At 64.8% G+C, this 15,550-nt stretch carries 13 protein-coding genes; 7 read left to right on the top strand and 6 right to left on the bottom strand.

The features are described 5' to 3' along the window. Nucleotides 1-75: 75 nt before the first annotated feature. The 6 genes from K0P03_RS25250 to K0P03_RS25275 all read right to left on the bottom strand — a co-directional run bounded on the left by K0P03_RS25250 (nucleotide 76) and on the right by K0P03_RS25275 (nucleotide 6,141). On the bottom strand, nucleotides 76-381 hold the full coding sequence (locus K0P03_RS25250; protein ID WP_272790934.1) for a putative quinol monooxygenase: 306 nt from the start codon (nucleotides 379-381) through the stop codon (nucleotides 76-78). A gap of 4 nt (nucleotides 382-385) precedes the next feature. Beyond that, nucleotides 386-1,321 (bottom strand): ABC transporter permease, encoded by a 936-nt coding sequence (locus tag K0P03_RS25255; RefSeq protein WP_272790935.1) that lies wholly within the window; start codon nucleotides 1,319-1,321, stop codon nucleotides 386-388. After that, the gene (locus K0P03_RS25260; RefSeq protein WP_272790936.1) at nucleotides 1,314-2,888 is read right to left on the bottom strand and encodes a sugar ABC transporter ATP-binding protein; all 1,575 of its coding nucleotides are present in this window, start codon (nucleotides 2,886-2,888) and stop codon (nucleotides 1,314-1,316) included. The genes K0P03_RS25255 and K0P03_RS25260 overlap by 8 nt, the downstream gene beginning before the upstream one ends. Beyond that, nucleotides 2,885-4,051, bottom strand: coding sequence for a Gfo/Idh/MocA family protein (locus K0P03_RS25265; RefSeq protein ID WP_272790937.1), 1,167 nt, complete (start codon nucleotides 4,049-4,051; stop codon nucleotides 2,885-2,887). Before K0P03_RS25265 ends, K0P03_RS25260 begins: the two co-directional genes overlap by 4 nt. Nucleotides 4,052-4,161: 110 nt before the next feature. Then, nucleotides 4,162-5,280, bottom strand: coding sequence for a substrate-binding domain-containing protein (locus K0P03_RS25270; RefSeq protein WP_443020607.1), 1,119 nt, complete (start codon nucleotides 5,278-5,280; stop codon nucleotides 4,162-4,164). A 48-nt stretch (nucleotides 5,281-5,328) separates the two neighbouring features. Next, nucleotides 5,329-6,141: a sugar phosphate isomerase/epimerase family protein gene (locus K0P03_RS25275; protein ID WP_272790939.1), complete on the bottom strand. Its 813-nt coding sequence runs from the start codon at nucleotides 6,139-6,141 to the stop codon at nucleotides 5,329-5,331. A gap of 186 nt (nucleotides 6,142-6,327) precedes the next feature. Between K0P03_RS25275 and K0P03_RS25280 the strand changes: the two genes are divergently transcribed. The 7 genes from K0P03_RS25280 to K0P03_RS25310 all read left to right on the top strand — a co-directional run bounded on the left by K0P03_RS25280 (nucleotide 6,328) and on the right by K0P03_RS25310 (nucleotide 15,543). Beyond that, on the top strand, nucleotides 6,328-7,680 hold the full coding sequence (locus tag K0P03_RS25280; RefSeq protein WP_272790940.1) for an ROK family protein: 1,353 nt from the start codon (nucleotides 6,328-6,330) through the stop codon (nucleotides 7,678-7,680). A gap of 10 nt (nucleotides 7,681-7,690) precedes the next feature. Continuing rightward, on the top strand, nucleotides 7,691-8,722 hold the full coding sequence (locus K0P03_RS25285; protein WP_272790941.1) for a substrate-binding domain-containing protein: 1,032 nt from the start codon (nucleotides 7,691-7,693) through the stop codon (nucleotides 8,720-8,722). Nucleotides 8,723-8,776: 54 nt separating this feature from the next. Next, complete coding sequence (locus tag K0P03_RS25290; RefSeq protein ID WP_272790942.1) at nucleotides 8,777-9,643, top strand: helix-turn-helix transcriptional regulator; 867 nt, start codon at nucleotides 8,777-8,779, stop codon at nucleotides 9,641-9,643. 90 nt (nucleotides 9,644-9,733) lie between these two features. Next, nucleotides 9,734-12,709, top strand: a complete 2,976-nt coding sequence (locus K0P03_RS25295) for a xanthine dehydrogenase family protein molybdopterin-binding subunit (RefSeq protein WP_272790943.1) — start codon at nucleotides 9,734-9,736, stop codon at nucleotides 12,707-12,709. Continuing rightward, on the top strand, nucleotides 12,706-13,533 hold the full coding sequence (locus K0P03_RS25300) for an FAD binding domain-containing protein (RefSeq protein ID WP_272790944.1): 828 nt from the start codon (nucleotides 12,706-12,708) through the stop codon (nucleotides 13,531-13,533). The genes K0P03_RS25295 and K0P03_RS25300 overlap by 4 nt, the downstream gene beginning before the upstream one ends. Further along, nucleotides 13,521-14,033, top strand: coding sequence for a (2Fe-2S)-binding protein (locus K0P03_RS25305; RefSeq protein WP_272790945.1), 513 nt, complete (start codon nucleotides 13,521-13,523; stop codon nucleotides 14,031-14,033). The genes K0P03_RS25300 and K0P03_RS25305 overlap by 13 nt, the downstream gene beginning before the upstream one ends. Beyond that, nucleotides 14,026-15,543 (top strand): AMP-binding protein, encoded by a 1,518-nt coding sequence (locus K0P03_RS25310; RefSeq protein ID WP_272790946.1) that lies wholly within the window; start codon nucleotides 14,026-14,028, stop codon nucleotides 15,541-15,543. Before K0P03_RS25305 ends, K0P03_RS25310 begins: the two co-directional genes overlap by 8 nt. Nucleotides 15,544-15,550 lie beyond the last annotated feature (7 nt).

Below are 15,550 nucleotides of genomic sequence, written 5' to 3' on the forward strand. Positions count from 1 at the left end.
AGATTAGTCGAATGGGGACCGACCAAGCCGTTTCGCCGGCAACGCTGATAGCCGCCCTTGTCAGGCGCAGGCCGATCACCCGTTGCCCGTGGGCTCCGCCGGCCGCAGCCGCCATATGTCGATCGGTCTTGCCAGCAGGCGGTCGATCTGGCTTAGCAGCGGCTTCAGGTGCTGCATTTCCATGTGCGCGTCGAAATCCGCCTGGCTCTTCCAATTCTCGTAGAACATGAAGACGTGGGGATCCATGGCATCGACGTGAAGGTTGTAGTCAATGCAGCCATTTTCGGCCCGGGTTGGCTCGACCTGATCGACGAGAAGGCGGAAAAGCTCTTCTCGCGTTTCCGGTCGGGCTGTCAGCGTTGCAATGAGCGAAACGATCATGGCATCAGCTCCGCTTCTGGCTGAGCGCGACGGCAAGAATGATGATGCCGCCGCGGGCGATCAGTTGCTGGCTGAATTCGAGCCCCATCAGAATGAGACCGTTGTTGATGAGGCCGATCATCAGGGCGCCGACGATGGTGCCGATCACCGTTCCCTTGCCGCCGAAGAGGCTCGTCCCGCCGAGCACCGCAGCCGCGATGACGGAGAGTTCGTCGCCCTCGCCAAGCTGGAAGCGGCCAGATTGCAGACGCCCCGCATAGAGCATGCCGGCGAGCGCTGCCGCGAGCGAAGAGATGACCAGCACCTTGAACTTGATCGCCTTCGTGTCGATGCCGGAATAGTGCGCCGCCGTCTCGCCGCCGCCGGTCGCCAGCACCCGCCGGCCGAAGCCCGAGCGCCGCAGCGCGATATGGCCGATGCCGCCGAGCACCGCCATCCAGAGAAGCAGCACCGGCACCGGCCCGAGATTGCCACCGCCGAAGAGCCAGGAATAGCCGGGCGACAGGATCGGTACCGCCGCCGTCGCGGATATCCACATGGCGACGCCCTTGGCGATACCCATCATGGCAAGCGTGGTGAGGAACGAGGGAATGCCAATGCGGGTGGTCAGCCATCCGTTGAACATGCCGACCGCAAGGCCCGTGGCGATGCCGGCCCCGACGCCGACGATCGGCCCGCCTGCCGCGATTGCCATGGCCACGGTGACGGTCGAAAGGCCCGCGACCGCGCCGACCGAAAGGTCGATCTCACCCGCCGACAGCACGAAGGTCATGGCGATCGCCATGACGGCGATCATCGCCGTCTGCCGCACGATGTTGAGCAGGTTGTTGGGATTGAGAAACCCCTTGTCGGCCAAAGTGACTGCGAAGACGAGGAAGACTGCGACGAAGCCGATATAGATGATGTTCTGGCGCCAGTTGGCGAAGAAGGCGTTAGCCATTGGATACCTCTTGAACCGCAAGGGCTTTCTGGATTTCGATTTGCAGCCGCTGTTCGGCCGCCTGGAGACGGTGGGCAAGGTCATCAGCGGGCACCGACGGGTCTTCCAGCGCCTCGCGCGCCAGATCCTGGTGCACGCGTCCCTCGGACATGACGAGAATGCGATCGCAGGCGGTCAAAAGCTCGGAGAGTTCGGACGAGATCATGATGATGCCCTTGCCGGCGGCGGCAAGCTCGCGAACCAGACGGATGATCTCGGACTTCGAACCGATATCGATGCCTGCCGTCGGCTCGTCGAGGATGAGGATGTCCGGATTGGTGGCGAGCCATTTGCCGATGACCACCTTCTGCTGGTTGCCGCCCGAAAGCGTCGAGACGGCATGATCGCGGCTCGCCGTCTTTACGCGCAGGCGCTCGATTTGCGCGTCGGTCAGGTCGTTCGCCGCCTTCGTATCGACGAGACCGCCCGCGGAAAGCCGGTCGATGACGGCGAGGATCATGTTGGAGGCAACCGAATGGGCGGGGATGATGCCCTGGGTCGCGCGTGCTTCCGGAACCAGTGCGACACCCGCGCCGATCGCGTCCCCCGGCTTGCTGATCGCGACCGCGCGGCCCTTGATGCGGATTTCGCCCTTGAGGACCGGGTCGATGCCGGCGATCACCCGCGCGAGCGACGAGCGGCCGGAACCGAGAAGGCCAGCGAGCCCCAGCACTTCACCACAATGCAGCGTCAGGGAAACGTCTTCCGGCTTGTGGCGGCCGCTGACGTTCTGAAGCTCCAGCAGACGTTCGCCCTTTACGGCCGCGCCGCGCTCGACGTCCGACAGCCCTTTCGAGCGCCGGCCGACGATATGCTCGATCATCGTATCGATCGGCAATTCGCTGAGCGGCGCGGTGATGACGTGACGGCCGTCGCGCAGGATCGTTGCCCGGTCGGCAATGCGGGCGATTTCGTCCATGCGGTGGCTGACATAGATGATCGCCACCCCCTTTGCCTTCAGCTTACGCAGAAAGACGAAGAGCCGCTCGACATCGGAAACGGCGAGCGCCGTCGACGGCTCGTCCAGCACCAGCACCCTGGCATCCTGCGAGATTGCCTTGGCGATTTCCGTCAACTGTTTCTGGCCGGCGCCGAGATCGCCGACCACGGCCTTCGGATCGACGAAGACATCGAGCAGCGCGAAAATGTCCGCCGCGCGCCGCTCGGCTTCCCGGTCGTCGATAAACCCCGTGCCGTCGCGCCATTCGCGTGTCAGGAAGATGTTCTGCGCGACCGTCAACGTCGGGACCAGGCTCATTTCCTGGTAATTCATGGCGATGCCGGCGGCGCGAGACGCCTCCGGCGTATGTGTCGTCAGGGGCACGCCGCCGACTTCGATTGCGCCCTTGTCGGGGCGATGCACCCCATTCAGCACCTTGAGGATCGTCGACTTGCCCGCGCCGTTGCCGCCCAGCAGCGCATGGACCTCGCCGGGCATGACCTCGAAGGACACGTCATCCAGCGCATGTACCCCTCCGAAGGTCTTGGATATGCCGGTCATGCGGACGGCAGCGGCGGTCGCACTCATCCCACCTTCTCCCACAGGCCGGTTTCGCCGGAACGGATGAGGGCGTCGGCGACGAGTTCCGTCTTGAGACCGTCCTCGAAGTTCGGGCTGGGTTGCCGGTTCTTCGCAATGGCCGAGAAGAAATCGTAGCACTCGACGATCTTCGTTTCCGAATAGCCAATGCCGAGACCGGGGATCGGCCAGAGACCGTTGCCATAGGGGTGCGCCGGGCCGCTATAGACGGTGCGGAAGCCGCGCGCATCCGCCGGGTCGTCGGCAAACATCACCTGAAGCTCGTCGCGGCGCTCGTAGTTGAAGTGGATCGAGCCTTTGGTGCCGTGAATTTCCAGCGTGATGAAGTTGTTGCGGCCATAGGCGTTACGGGTCGCTTCGAGACTGCCGATCGCACCACCCTCGAATTTCAACATCGAGACGACCTCGTCATCGACATCCACCACGCCGCGTTCGGCGTCCGCCGCCTTCTCCGCCGCGCCGAGCTTGTCGACGCCGCCCTGTTGCAGCGGTCGCGTCTTGTTGTAGGTGGTGGTGATCGCATTGACCTCGGCGATCGGGCCGACGAGATAGTGGGCGAGGTCGACGACATGGGTGGCGATATCACCGACCGAGCCGGAGCCGGCAATCTTCTTCTGGAAGCGCCAGGAAAGCGGCGAATCCGGGTCAGCCGACCAATCCTGCAGATAGGTGCCGCGGAAGTTCAGGATGCGGCCGATGCGGCCCTCCTCGATATATTTCTTGGCAAGCGCCACGGCCGGCGTGCGGCGATAGTTGAAGGCGACCATGTGGATGACGCCCGCGGCCTTCACCGCGTCGAGCATCGCCTTCGCCTCCTCGACGGTGCGGGCGAGCGGCTTCTCGCAGATGATGTGCTTTCCAGCCTTCGCCGCCTCGATGGCGATCTCGGCATGCACGTTGTTCGGCGTGCAGATATCGACGACATCGATATCCGGCCGATTGACGACGGCCCGCCAGTCCGAGGACGCCTCCTCGAAGCCGTAACGCCGGCGCGCTTCCTCCGCCATACCGTCTGTCACGTCGACGACGACCTTACGATGGGGAATGGCCGGTGCGGGCCAGAAGAACATCGGCATGGAGGCATAGGCCATGGCATGCGCCTTGCCCATGAAGCCGCCGCCGATCATGGCGACGTTCATCACTTTGGTCATCAGTTTTCTCCTGAAAGAGGTCGGCTGCAGCGAGCCGCGTTCCATCTGCCGGCCGAAGCCGGATCATGTCATTCGGCACGGGGCACGGTGGTCGCCCCGTGCCTGGTCGGTCACTGTCCGAGGCTTGACTTGATGTTGTCCGTCGCCTCGGTCGAGTAAACCGCCTTCCAGCCGTCGAGCAGCGTCTCCCGCGTCACCGGTAGAGCCGGCAGCGCGACGAAGGCGGGCGCTTGCTTACCGAGCAGCGCATAACCGGCAAGCTTGGCTTCGACCACACCGGCGTCGTAGGGCCGCTGCGCGCCGAGCCCCTTGACGAAACCGCCCTGGGCCATCGATATCGCTACGTTCTCGCCGAGGTCGATCGTGGTGATGGCGAGATTGTCGCGGCCGGCAACGCGCGCTGCCGAGATCACGCCTTCGGCCGGAACATCCCATACCGCCCAGATGCCCTTGATGTTCGGGTTGGAGGTGAGGATCGCAGACGCCGCCTTTTCCGCGTCACCCGAGAAGTCCGGTCCGCCGATGCCCTGCTCGGCCACGATCTTGATATTGGGATAGTCGGACGCGATCGTTGCCTTGAAGCCATCGTAGCGCTGCTTGGTGACGAAGAAGTCGGCAGCATGGAAGACCAGTCCTATATCGCCCTCCCCGTTCAGCGCCTTCGCCATTAGATGTGCCGCGGCGACGCCGTTACCATAGTTGTCTGCCGACACGACTGACACGTAGTCCTTGCCGGAAACAAAACCGGTCGGCACGTTATCCATGAAGACGAGCTTGGTGCCAGCCTCCGCCGCCGCCCTGTAGGCCCCGGCGGTCGCTGTCGGGTCGGTCGGGATCGAAACGATTATGCTCGGCTTCTGCGCCATGATCGTCTCGATGTCGGAGACCTGCTTTTCCGGCTTGAATCCGGCGTCGGTCACAGCAAGGACCTTGATGCCCATGGCGGCGAACTGTGTTTGCAGGCCGTTGATCTGGGCGCGCGACCAGTCGTTGCCGCCGTAATGCATGACGATCGCCGCCGTCGCGTTCATCGCCTTGATCTTCGCCAGTTCCTCATCGGTCAGCGTCACATCAGCGGCCGGCGACGGATCCTCGCCTGAAGGCCCCTTGGAAAGAACCGTCTTCTGAAGCTCCGCCAGCGCGGTGTCCGGATCGGCCGAGGCCGGCGCGGCATAACCAAGAGCGAGCGCCAAAACGGCGGCGGTGCCCAACAGAGTTCGTCTTTTCATCATCACTTTCTCCTCCCGAAAGTGGGGCTCCCGCCCCGGTCGCGGCCGTCAGGCCGATTTAAGATAGGCCATGCTCGCCTTTGCTCCCTCAAGCGGATCAGGCCAGGAATCGAGTTCAGTACAGACCCAGCCGGCAAAGCCGGTCTCCCGAAGGGCCGCGATGATCCCGTCCGTTGGCACGTCACCACGGTCGATCGGCGTGAATGCGAAGGGCTCCTTCTGGAAACCCTTCAGATGCACATAGGAGATGCGCGCCGCATGCTCGCGGACAAGCGCAGCCGGATCGCCGCCGGCAGCCGCGAGATGGGCCGTGTCCGGGCAGAAATCGATACCGGTGAGTGCAAAAATCTTGCGCACTTCCGCCGGTCCCTCGACAATCGTCGAAAGATGCGGGTGGTAGTGGGCGGTAAGGCCCCGCGCTTCGGCGATCTCCTTCACCCGGTCAAGCGCTGCCGCGAGCTTGTGATAATCCGCCTCGCGGATGCCATCGAAGCGCTTCGCACCGCCACCGACGACGAGATGCGGCGCGCCGAGTTCGGCGGCGCGATCGGCAGCACGGACGACCCGGGCAAGCTCCTCCGGCAGGATATCGTCGAAGATGAAATTGCCGCCGGCATAGGTCGCAACGAGCGCAAGGCCGTTGTCGGCGAGCAGGGAACGCATGTCCTCGATGCTGAAATCGAGAAGGTTGCCGTCGAAAAGCTCGACCCCCTCGTATCCCGCCGCCGCAATGTCGGCAAAGGCGCGGCGCATGTCGCCAAACGTCCGATAGGCGAGATTGGTGATCGACGTGACGCCGACCGCATCCCCGCCAAGGCTGCCCCAGCAATTCGCATGATAAGCGAGCTTGAAATTCGACATCGGCGCCTCCTCCCAGTGACCGTCGTAATCTCTAGCGAGTCTTACGCCGAAGAAAAATCGATGTCAAATATTTAAACGCATATCATTTCGATCTTTTGCTTATTTAATACAAAAGTATGGTGTTGCCAGTCGAAACAAGCGGCCTTATCAAGGGAAGGAAGGCGAAGCTGCCAGAAAGGAAGAACCATGCCGACGACGGCGAGCGTGCAAACTGATGGGCATCCGCGCCGCAAAGGCCGCCCCCGCGTCTCCGAAACCGCTGCACCCAGCCTCGTCGATATCCTCAACCTTGTCCGCACCGAACAGGCCACCACCCGCCAGGAAATCGAGCGGCACAGCGAGCTTGGGCGCGCCGTCGTCGCTGATCGGCTCGGGACGCTCTGCGAACTCGGCCTCGTCGATGAAAGTGAGCTCGGCACCGCCACCGGTGGCCGGGCGCCGCGCCTCGTGCGGTTTTCGGCGGATCGCGGACGCATTCTCGTCGCCACGCTCGATCAGACTGCACTTGGCGTCGGCGTTGCCGATCTTGCCGGCTCGCTGCTCATGGAACATCACGAGGCGACCGAACTCACCCAGCCGGTCTCCGCCCTTGCCGAACGGCTGGTGACGCTCTTCCGCTGGATTCTCGAGCGGCAGTCAAATCCTCAACTCTACGGCATTTCTATTTCCGTACCTGGCGCCGTGTCCGACGGCGGCGAGGCGCTTTTCCAGCGCGCCACACCGGCTGTCCTCCCGGGCTGGGAGAGCTTTCCGCTGGTCGAGACACTGGTGGCCACCTTCAATGCTCCGGTCTGGCTTCGCTCCAGCGTCGAAACGATGACGATGGGTGAACTCCACGCCGGCGCCGGACGCAATCAACGTACGATGCTGCTGGTCAAGGTCGGCAAACGCATCGGTGCCGGGCTGGCAAGCGACGGGACGCTGTTTCGCGGCGCGCAGGGTACCGTCGGCCTCATCGGTTCCGTACCGGTGACGATGGGCGACAGGACCGGCACGCTCGAAGCGATGGCGGGATCGGACCACATCGCCCAGGACGGCAGGCTTGCGGCGGAGAACGGAGCGAGCCCTGTCCTCGCCGAGCTTGTGCGGCGCGGCGGCGACATCACGGCGCTGGAAGTCGCCCAGGCCGCCCAGATGGGCGATGCGGCGGCAATCGAGATCCTGTCGCAGAGTGGCCGGCTGATCGGCCAGGTGGTCGCGACGCTCGCCAACATGCTGAACCCGGCGCTCATCGTCCTGTGCGGCTCGATCGCCCAAACCAATGACATTCTTCTCGCCTCCGCGCGGGAGGCAATTTACGGCGCCTGCCATCCGCTCGTCAGCCGCGATCTGCAGATCATCCGCTCCCAGATGGGCAGTTCGTCGGGGCTTGTCGGGGCCGCCATCGTCGCGACCGAAGGTCTGTTCGCAGCACCCATGCTGCGAGACTGGATCATGTCGGGCCAGCCCCAGGCGCATCCTCTTTTCCAGCAGATGCAAAACGAGATCGCCCAGCGGAAAGTCATCGAGGGAGACATTGTCCGGCCACCGGACATGTGAGGAGGATTGAATGGCGATTACTGGTCTTGGCCCTCACGGCGAGCGCGCGTCGGCTCCCGAACGGGTTCTGCTGCTGCCCGAGGACATGGAGCGGGCGCGGGCAAGCGGCTTCCGCGTCGCGATCGTGCTGCACACGCTTGAGAGCGACTGGGCCAAGCAGCAGCTTTCGGGCATCGTCGGCACGCTTGGCAATTGCGGGGTCGCGGTCATCGATGTGGTCGATTGCGCCTTCAACCCGGAGGCGCAGATCGAAGCACTGGAGCGCCTGACTCTCGAGGCGCCGGATGCGATCATATCGCTGCCCGTCGCCAACTCGAAAGTCGCAGCACCGCATGCGCGCGTTTCAGCGGCCGGCATCAAGCTCGTCCTGCTCGACAACGTGCCGACCGGCCTGCTTCCGGGCAAGGACTATATCTCGCTTGTCTCAGCGGACAATTTCGGGCTCGGAAAGATCGCGGCCGAAGGATTGTCGCCGCATCTGCGCGAGGGTGCCGAGGTCGGCGTGCTCGGCTATGACGCCGATTTCTTCGCGACCAATGAACGCGAGATCGCGTTCGTGAAATGGATGCAGGTCAACCGCCCGGACGTTTCGCTCCGCGTACAGCGTTTTCCGGCGCTGTCGGCGGTCGCAGCAACCACGCGGACGCTTGCCGAAGCCCATCCCGAACTAGCCGGCCTCTTTGTCGTCTGGGACACGCCGGCAATGACCGCCGCGCGGGTTCTCGCAACAATGGGACGCAAGATTCCGATGACGACGGTGGATCTTGGCCAGGAGGCCGCAATCGGCCTTGCGGCCAACGAACCGCTTATGGCAATTGCGGCCCAACAGCCGTTCCGCCAGGGCGAAACCGCAGCTTCCATCACCGTCACCGCCCTGCTCGGTCGCCTCGCCCCGGCCTGGGTCGCCCTTCCAGGCCTTGCCGTGACGGCACGCAATGTCGTGGAGTGCTTTCAAACCGTGTGGCGCATGCCTGCGCCACATGAAGTTCTGCGCAAGCTCAGCCTCGTCGGCCTGAAGAGATCGGACCGGCATCTGCCCTGAGGGCTTAAACACTGCCGGGCTTGCGGTTTCTACGAAATGGACAATATTTAAGCGATGTCGAATGCTCTGCGCATCGCACGTGGCCGCTTTGGGAGGGTGGCGCTGCTGGATATGGATCGGCCCCTGGTGCGGCACGCGCACCCGCATTGCCATGTCCTGCTGAAGGTCGAGGGGGCCGATACGCAGTTTTCGGTGCGCGATCGGCTGGTGCCCCTCACCGACGAAAGCGCCGTTCTCATCAACACGTGGGAACCGCATGCCTATGCGCACGACCAGACGCGTCCGAAGACGGTGATCCTCGCGCTCTATATCGAACCGCAATGGCTCGGTCATTTCCGGCCGAACTGGGCGACGAGCCACGCGCCCGACTTCTTCGCCTGCAATGTGGGCTCGATCACCCCCGACATCCGTTCGCGCACGCGCACGCTTGCGGAGGCCATGGTGCAGGAGCCGAACAGCACCGAAGTCCACGAGGTGCTTCTCGGCGAACTGATGATTGCCGTCATCGAGCGTTTCGCCGACTGGCGCGCGGTGCCGAATTCAATTCGCGACCTCACATCGCGCCCCATGCTCGACTTCCGCATCCGCAAGGCCGTCGAGCGCATGAAGGCGGCACCGGGCGAGATCTCCGACCTCAACCGGCTGGCGATCGATGTCGGCCTCTCAAGGGCACATTTCTTCCGGCTATTCGAAACCTCGATGGGGGTGACGCCGCGCGTCTTCCTCAACGTGCAGCGGCTCGAACGGGCGGTTGCGGCCGTCGCCGACGGGACGGAGAGCTTCGCCGCGATCGGCGACCAACTCGGCTTTTCCGTGCCGGCGCATTTTTCACGCTTCTTCCACGATCATGCCGGGTCGTCGCCGAGTATCTTTCGCAGCGTCACTCGGCTCTCGGATCAAGATTTTGAGACTCCTCGGTAAGGTCTGATACGCATCGGTATCGCCCGATCGCGACCCCTTCTCCACTCTTGGTTCCACGGCACCCTTCACCAACGGGTGCGGGAGGAGCGAATGACGAGATTGGAAACGACGGGAGGCCTGATCGGCCGGACCGTCGAACGTGTCGAGGATGCCGGACTTTTGACCGGCCGCGGCCGCTACATCGACGACCTGCCCGTCCGGCGCGACACCGCGCATCTGGCGATCCTGCGCTCGCCGCATGGCCATGCCGAGATCAGGGCGATCGATACGAATGCCGCCCGCGCGCTGCCCGGCGTCTTTGCCGTCATGACCGGCGCGGACGTGGCGAGGCTCACCCGCAGCATGACGGTGGGAGTAAAGGCCAATGTCGAATGCTGGCCGATTGCCCGCGATCGGGTGCGCTATGTCGGGGAGCCCGTTGCGCTTGTCGTCGCCGAAAACCGCTATGTCGCCGAAGACGCGCTCGACCTGATCGAGGTCGACTATGAGACGCTGGCCGCCGTCGTCGATCCTGAGAAGGCAGTAGCGGCGGACGCACCAGTGCTGCATCCGTCGCTCGGCACCAACCTTATCAACGAGCGCGGTTTTCGCTATGGCGACCCGGAAGCAGCGCTCGCGGCGGCCGCCCACCGCGTTTCCATCCGCATCGCCTATCCGCGCAATTCCTGCACGCCGATCGAAACCTACGGCGTCATCGCGGAATACGATCCAGGCGAGGACGCCTATGACGTCACGGCAAATTTTCAGGGTCCGTTCTCGATCCATGCGGTGATTTCCCGCGCCCTGAACGTGCCCGGCAACCGTATGCGGCTGCGCACGCCGCCCGATTCCGGCGGCTCCTTCGGCATCAAGCAGGGCGTGTTTCCCTATGTCATTCTCGCCGCCGTCGCCGCCCGCGTCTCCGCACGGCCGGTAAAATGGATCGAGGACCGGCTCGAACACCTGACGGCATCCGTCTCGGCGACCAACCGCGTCACGACGCTGGAAGCCGCCGTTGCCGCCGACGGCCGCATCACCGCGCTTTGCTGGGATCAACTGGAAGACTGCGGCGCCCATCTGCGCGCTCCGGAGCCGGCGACACTCTACCGAATGCACGGCAACATGACCGGCGCCTATGCGATCGAAAACGTCGCCATTCGAAACCGTGTCGTGCTCACCAACAAGACGCCGACCGGGCTGAACCGTGGCTTCGGCGGACCGCAGATCTATTTCGCGCTTGAACGGCTAGTGCACAAGATCGCCGACGAACTACTTCTTGACCCGCTCGACGTCATTCGCCGCAACCTCGTACCGGTGGACGCCTTTCCCTACCGTACGGCGACCGGTGGGCTGCTCGATTCCGGCGACTACAGGACCGCGCTTGATCGCGCCGTAACGGAAGGCGGCCTTAAGGCGCTGCTGCGGCAACGGGACGCAGCCCGCGCCGAAGGCCGGCTCTACGGCATCGGCTATGCGGCGGTGGTCGAGCCGAGCGTGTCCAACATGGGTTACATCACGACCGTGCTGACGCCGGAGGAGCGGGCAAAGGCGGGGCCGAAGAACGGCGCCCAGGCCGTCGCGACGGTGGCCATCGATCCGCTCGGTTCCGTCAGCGTAAAGGTGGCTTCCGTGCCACAGGGCCAGGGTCACCGCACCGTCCTGGCACAGGTGGTTGCCGAGCGGCTCGGGCTTGCCATGGAGACGGTGCGCGTCAACACGGAACTCGACACGGCGCGCGACGCCTGGTCGATCGCGTCCGGCAATTATGCAAGCCGCTTCGCTCCCGCCGTCGCGGGCGCTGCAGCACTTGCGACCGACCGCATCCGGGCCCGACTTGCAACGATCGCCGCTCGCCAGCTCAACATCACGCCTGACCGCGTGGACTTCAGGGCCGGCAAGCTCCTCGATCGCGACAATCCAGACAATGCCGTCTCCTTCGGGCGCGTCGCGGCGGCAAGCCACTGGGCACCAGGCACCCTGCCGGAGGGTACAGGCCAGACGATCCGCGAGACGGTCTTCTGGACGCCGGACGAGCTGCAGGCGCCGACAGCGGCGGACGGCATCAACTCGTCACTCTGTCACGGCTTCATCTTTGACTTCTGCGGCGTGGAAATTGACCGGAAGACCGGCCAGGTGCGTATCGACCGCTACGTGACGATGCACGACTGCGGCCGCATCCTGCATCCCGGCATGGTCGATGGCCAGGTGCGCGGCGGCTTCGCCCAGGCAGTCGGCGCTACGCTTTACGAGGAGTATGCCTATGGCGGCGACGGTAGCTTCCTGACTGGAACGCTCGCCGACTACCTGATCCCGACCGTCATGGAGACACCGGAGCCGCTGATCCTCCATCACGAGACGCCGTCCCCTTTCACACCGCTCGGCGCCAAGGGCGTCGGCGAGGGCAATTGCATGTCGACGCCCGTCTGTATCGCCAACGCCGTCGCCGATGCGCTCGGCGTCGAGGACATCCGGCTGCCACTGTCGCCAAGCCGGGTCAGCGAATGGCTCTATGGCGAGGAGCGACCGCCGTCGAAGCCGCGAGATCCGACCCCGGTCGCCACCGGGGCCTCGGGTGAGCGGATGCTGACCGGTTCAGGCTCGGCTGAGGTCACCGCCACCCGCGCTTCGGTGTGGGCGATGCTGCTCGACCCGAACACGCTGAAGGCGATCATCCCCGGTGCGCACGAGGTCCGGAAGGTCTCCGACACGCATTTCCGCGCCGAGGTCACACTCGGCATCGGGCCGGTCAAGGGCCGCTACCGCGCCGACATCCGTCTGTCCGACATGGTCGAGCCGGAGGCCGTTACGCTCTCCGGCGGCACGGAAGGCGCACTCGGCTCCGGCCGCGGCACGGGCCGCGTCACGCTGACCGAAACCGCCACCGGCACCCGCATCGACTATCGCTACGAGGCGGCGATCGGCGGCAAGGTCGCCTCGGTCGGCGGACGCCTACTCGACGGCGCGGCGCGCGTGGTGATCGGCCAGTTCTTCCAGGCGCTCGCCCGTCATGCCGGCGGCGGCGCGCCTCCCAGCGCCGCCACCGGCTTCATCCAGCGGCTTTTCAAACTCTTCGGGGGGCGCCGATGAAACCCGCATCCTTCGATTTCCTCTGTCCGGAAACGATCGAGGAAGCGCTGGCCGCGCTCGCCGAGGGCGGCGGCGAAGCGCGCGTGATCGCCGGCGGACAGTCGCTGGTACCGATGCTGAACATGCGGCTCGCCCGCCCTGCCCTGCTCGTCGACATCATGCGGCTTGAAGCGCTGCGCCGGATCGAGACATCCGGCGACGAAATCGTCGTCGGGGCGGGCGTGCGGCAGGCGGAATTGGAAGCTTGGCCCAGCCTTTTGCGCGACCTGCCGCTTCTGGCCGCCGCCTTCCCGTGGCTCGGGCATGTGCAGACGCGGGCTCGCGGCACAGTCTGCGGCTCGATCGCCCATGCTGACCCGAGCGCGGAGCTGCCGCTGTCCCTGGTGACGCTCGGCAGCGCGGTCAGCCTGCGCAGCCGCAAGCAGAAGCGTGTGGTCAAGGCAGACGACTTCTTCATCGGCATGATGGCCACCGACCTCACCGAGGGCGAGATGATCGAAGCCGTGCATTTCCCGAAGGCCCGGCACGGCAGCGGTTATGCCTTTCGAGAGGTCGGCCGCCGGCATGGCGATTTCGCCATCGTCGCCTGCGCCGCCGTCGCCGATGACAGGGGCTTGCGCCTCGGCATTGCCGGCGTCGACGACCGGCCCCGCGTCTTCCCGCTGCCGGCGCTCGACGACGACCAGTTCGACGATGCCATCAACGACATCGCCTGGTCGCTTAACGCCCGCGACGACATTCACGCAAGCGCGCGCTACCGGCGCGAACTGGTCCGCAGCCTTGGCCGCGAGACCCTGAAGGAGGCAAGCCGATGCCGCGCATGAATGCTGCCCGGAAGCACCCGGTCGACTTCACCCTCAATGGCCGAACGGTCCGCGCAGAGGCCGAAAATCGCATGCTGCTCTCGGACCTGCTTCGCCACGAGATCGGACTGACCGGGACCCATGTCGGCTGCGAGCACGGCGTCTGCGGGGCCTGTACCGTGCAGATCGACGGAAAGCCGGCCCGCGCCTGCCTGACACTCGCCCAGCAGGTGCGCGGCAGCGATGTGAGGACCGTGGAAGCGCTTTCGCCCGACCCGGCCGAGCTCTCCCCGCTTCAGGCGGCCTTTCGCCGCCACCACGGCCTGCAATGCGGCTTCTGCACGCCCGGCATCCTGATGTCGCTCGACGTCCTTTTGCGTGAGCGTCCCGACGCGGGCCGGGAAGAGATTCGCGAGCAGCTCTCCGGCCATCTCTGCCGGTGCACGGGCTACGCGACCATCGTCGAGGCGGCGCTCGCCGCCGCTGAGGAACAACGGAAGGAGGAGAAACCGAATGTTTGATCTTGGAACGAGTTTCCTCGCAAGCGTCGAGCGCGACCCGGACCGGCTCGCGATCGTCGACGGGGAGGTGCGATTGAGCTATCGCGACTGGTACGGCAAGGTTTCGGCGCTTGCCGCAGCTCTCGACGAGACCGGCCTGAAGCGGGGCGACCATGTGCTCACCGCCATGCAGAACCGCTGGGAGAACGCGTCGCTGCATTGGGCCTGCCAATTCCTCGGCCTGATCGTCACGCCGCTCAACTGGCGGGCCAAGACCGACGAAATCGACTTCGGCATCGCGGATGCCGGCGCAAGGGCCGTGTTCTACGAGGTCGCAACGGAAGAGACCGTGCGCCTGTCGCGCCTCGCGCGCGACCTGCCGCAATTCTCCGCCGATGCGCTCGCCGGCATAATGGATAGCAGCGCCCGCGATGCGGTGCCCCTGGCGGACGCTGCGGACTGGTCGCTGATGCTCTATACATCTGGCACGACGTCGAAGCCGAAGGGCGTACCTCGACGGCATCGGGCCGAGCGCGCCGGCGCCCTGGCCCACGTCGCGCAGAACCTCTACCGGCATGGCGAGCGCACACTTGGCGTCATGCCTCTGTATCACACGATGGGCGTGCGTTCGCTGATCGCTTCCGCGCTGATCGGCGGGACCTTCGTCTGCCTGCCGCGCTTCGAAGTGGCAAAGGCGCTCGATCTCATCGAGCGCGAGAAGATCACCAACCTCTATCTGGTGCCGACGCTCTACCACGATCTCGTGCATCACGAGGCCTTTTCGCCCGAGCGCGTCGCTTCCGTCCGCAAGCTCGGTTATGCCGGCGCTTCGATGACCGACGGGCTGCTGAAAAGACTTGATCAGACTTTCGAGCCCGAACTCTTCGTCAATCATTACGGCTCGTCGGAAATCTACACCTTCACGATCGAGCAGAAGGCGGCGGGCAAGCCCGGCTCCGCCGGCCGCGCCGGCATCAACCAGATGATCCGTGTCGTCAAACTGGGCAGCCGCAACCCGGGCGAGGGAGCGGCCGTCGGCGAGGAAGGCGAGATCATCGCGCTGATGAAGAGCGACGAGGCCTTCGAGGGCTACTGGAACCGGCCCGACGCGGATGCCAAGGCGCTGCACCGCGGCTGGTACTTCACCGGCGACACCGGCTTCGTCGACCAGGATGGCGATCTCTTCGTCACCGGGCGGGCTGACGACATGATCATCACCGGCGGCGAGAACGTTTCGCCGGTCGAGGTCGAAAGCTGTCTGTCGCTGCATGAGGGCGTCGCCGAAGTCGCCGTCGTCGGCCTGCCAGACGAGCGTTGGGGCAAGATCGTCGTCGCCTTCGTCAAGCGGCGCGGCACTGTTACGGCTGAGGAGCTCGACCACCATTGCCGCGATTCCGGCCTTGCCAATTTCCGCCGGCCGCGCCGCTTCGTCTTCGTCGAGGCTATCCCGAAATCTCCTGTCGGCAAGCTGCTGCGCCGCCTTCTGGTGGCCGGTGAGTACACCGAAGAACGCATTCCCGAACATCAGTGAGCGGCCA

It is taken from the genome of Shinella sp. HY16, from assembly GCF_028534175.1.
Taxonomy (GTDB): Bacteria; Pseudomonadota; Alphaproteobacteria; order Rhizobiales; family Rhizobiaceae; genus Shinella.

Bases quoted from the DNA above. Each gene is read 5' to 3' on its own strand.
- K0P03_RS25300 (WP_272790944.1), top strand. From the start codon at position 12,706: ATGAAACCCGCATCCTTCGATTTCCTCTGTCCGGAAACGATCGAGGAA.
- K0P03_RS25295 (WP_272790943.1), top strand. From the start codon at position 9,734: ATGACGAGATTGGAAACGACGGGAGGCCTGATCGGCCGGACCGTCGAA.
- K0P03_RS25260 (WP_272790936.1), bottom strand. From the start codon at position 2,888: ATGAGTGCGACCGCCGCTGCCGTCCGCATGACCGGCATATCCAAGACC.
- K0P03_RS25310 (WP_272790946.1), top strand. From the start codon at position 14,026: ATGTTTGATCTTGGAACGAGTTTCCTCGCAAGCGTCGAGCGCGACCCG.
- K0P03_RS25275 (WP_272790939.1), bottom strand. From the start codon at position 6,141: ATGTCGAATTTCAAGCTCGCTTATCATGCGAATTGCTGGGGCAGCCTT.
- K0P03_RS25265 (WP_272790937.1), bottom strand. From the start codon at position 4,051: ATGACCAAAGTGATGAACGTCGCCATGATCGGCGGCGGCTTCATGGGC.
- K0P03_RS25290 (WP_272790942.1), top strand. From the start codon at position 8,777: ATGTCGAATGCTCTGCGCATCGCACGTGGCCGCTTTGGGAGGGTGGCG.
- K0P03_RS25285 (WP_272790941.1), top strand. From the start codon at position 7,691: ATGGCGATTACTGGTCTTGGCCCTCACGGCGAGCGCGCGTCGGCTCCC.
- K0P03_RS25305 (WP_272790945.1), top strand. From the start codon at position 13,521: ATGCCGCGCATGAATGCTGCCCGGAAGCACCCGGTCGACTTCACCCTC.
- K0P03_RS25250 (WP_272790934.1), bottom strand. From the start codon at position 381: ATGATCGTTTCGCTCATTGCAACGCTGACAGCCCGACCGGAAACGCGA.
- K0P03_RS25270 (WP_443020607.1), bottom strand. From the start codon at position 5,280: ATGAAAAGACGAACTCTGTTGGGCACCGCCGCCGTTTTGGCGCTCGCT.
- K0P03_RS25255 (WP_272790935.1), bottom strand. From the start codon at position 1,321: ATGGCTAACGCCTTCTTCGCCAACTGGCGCCAGAACATCATCTATATC.
- K0P03_RS25280 (WP_272790940.1), top strand. From the start codon at position 6,328: ATGCCGACGACGGCGAGCGTGCAAACTGATGGGCATCCGCGCCGCAAA.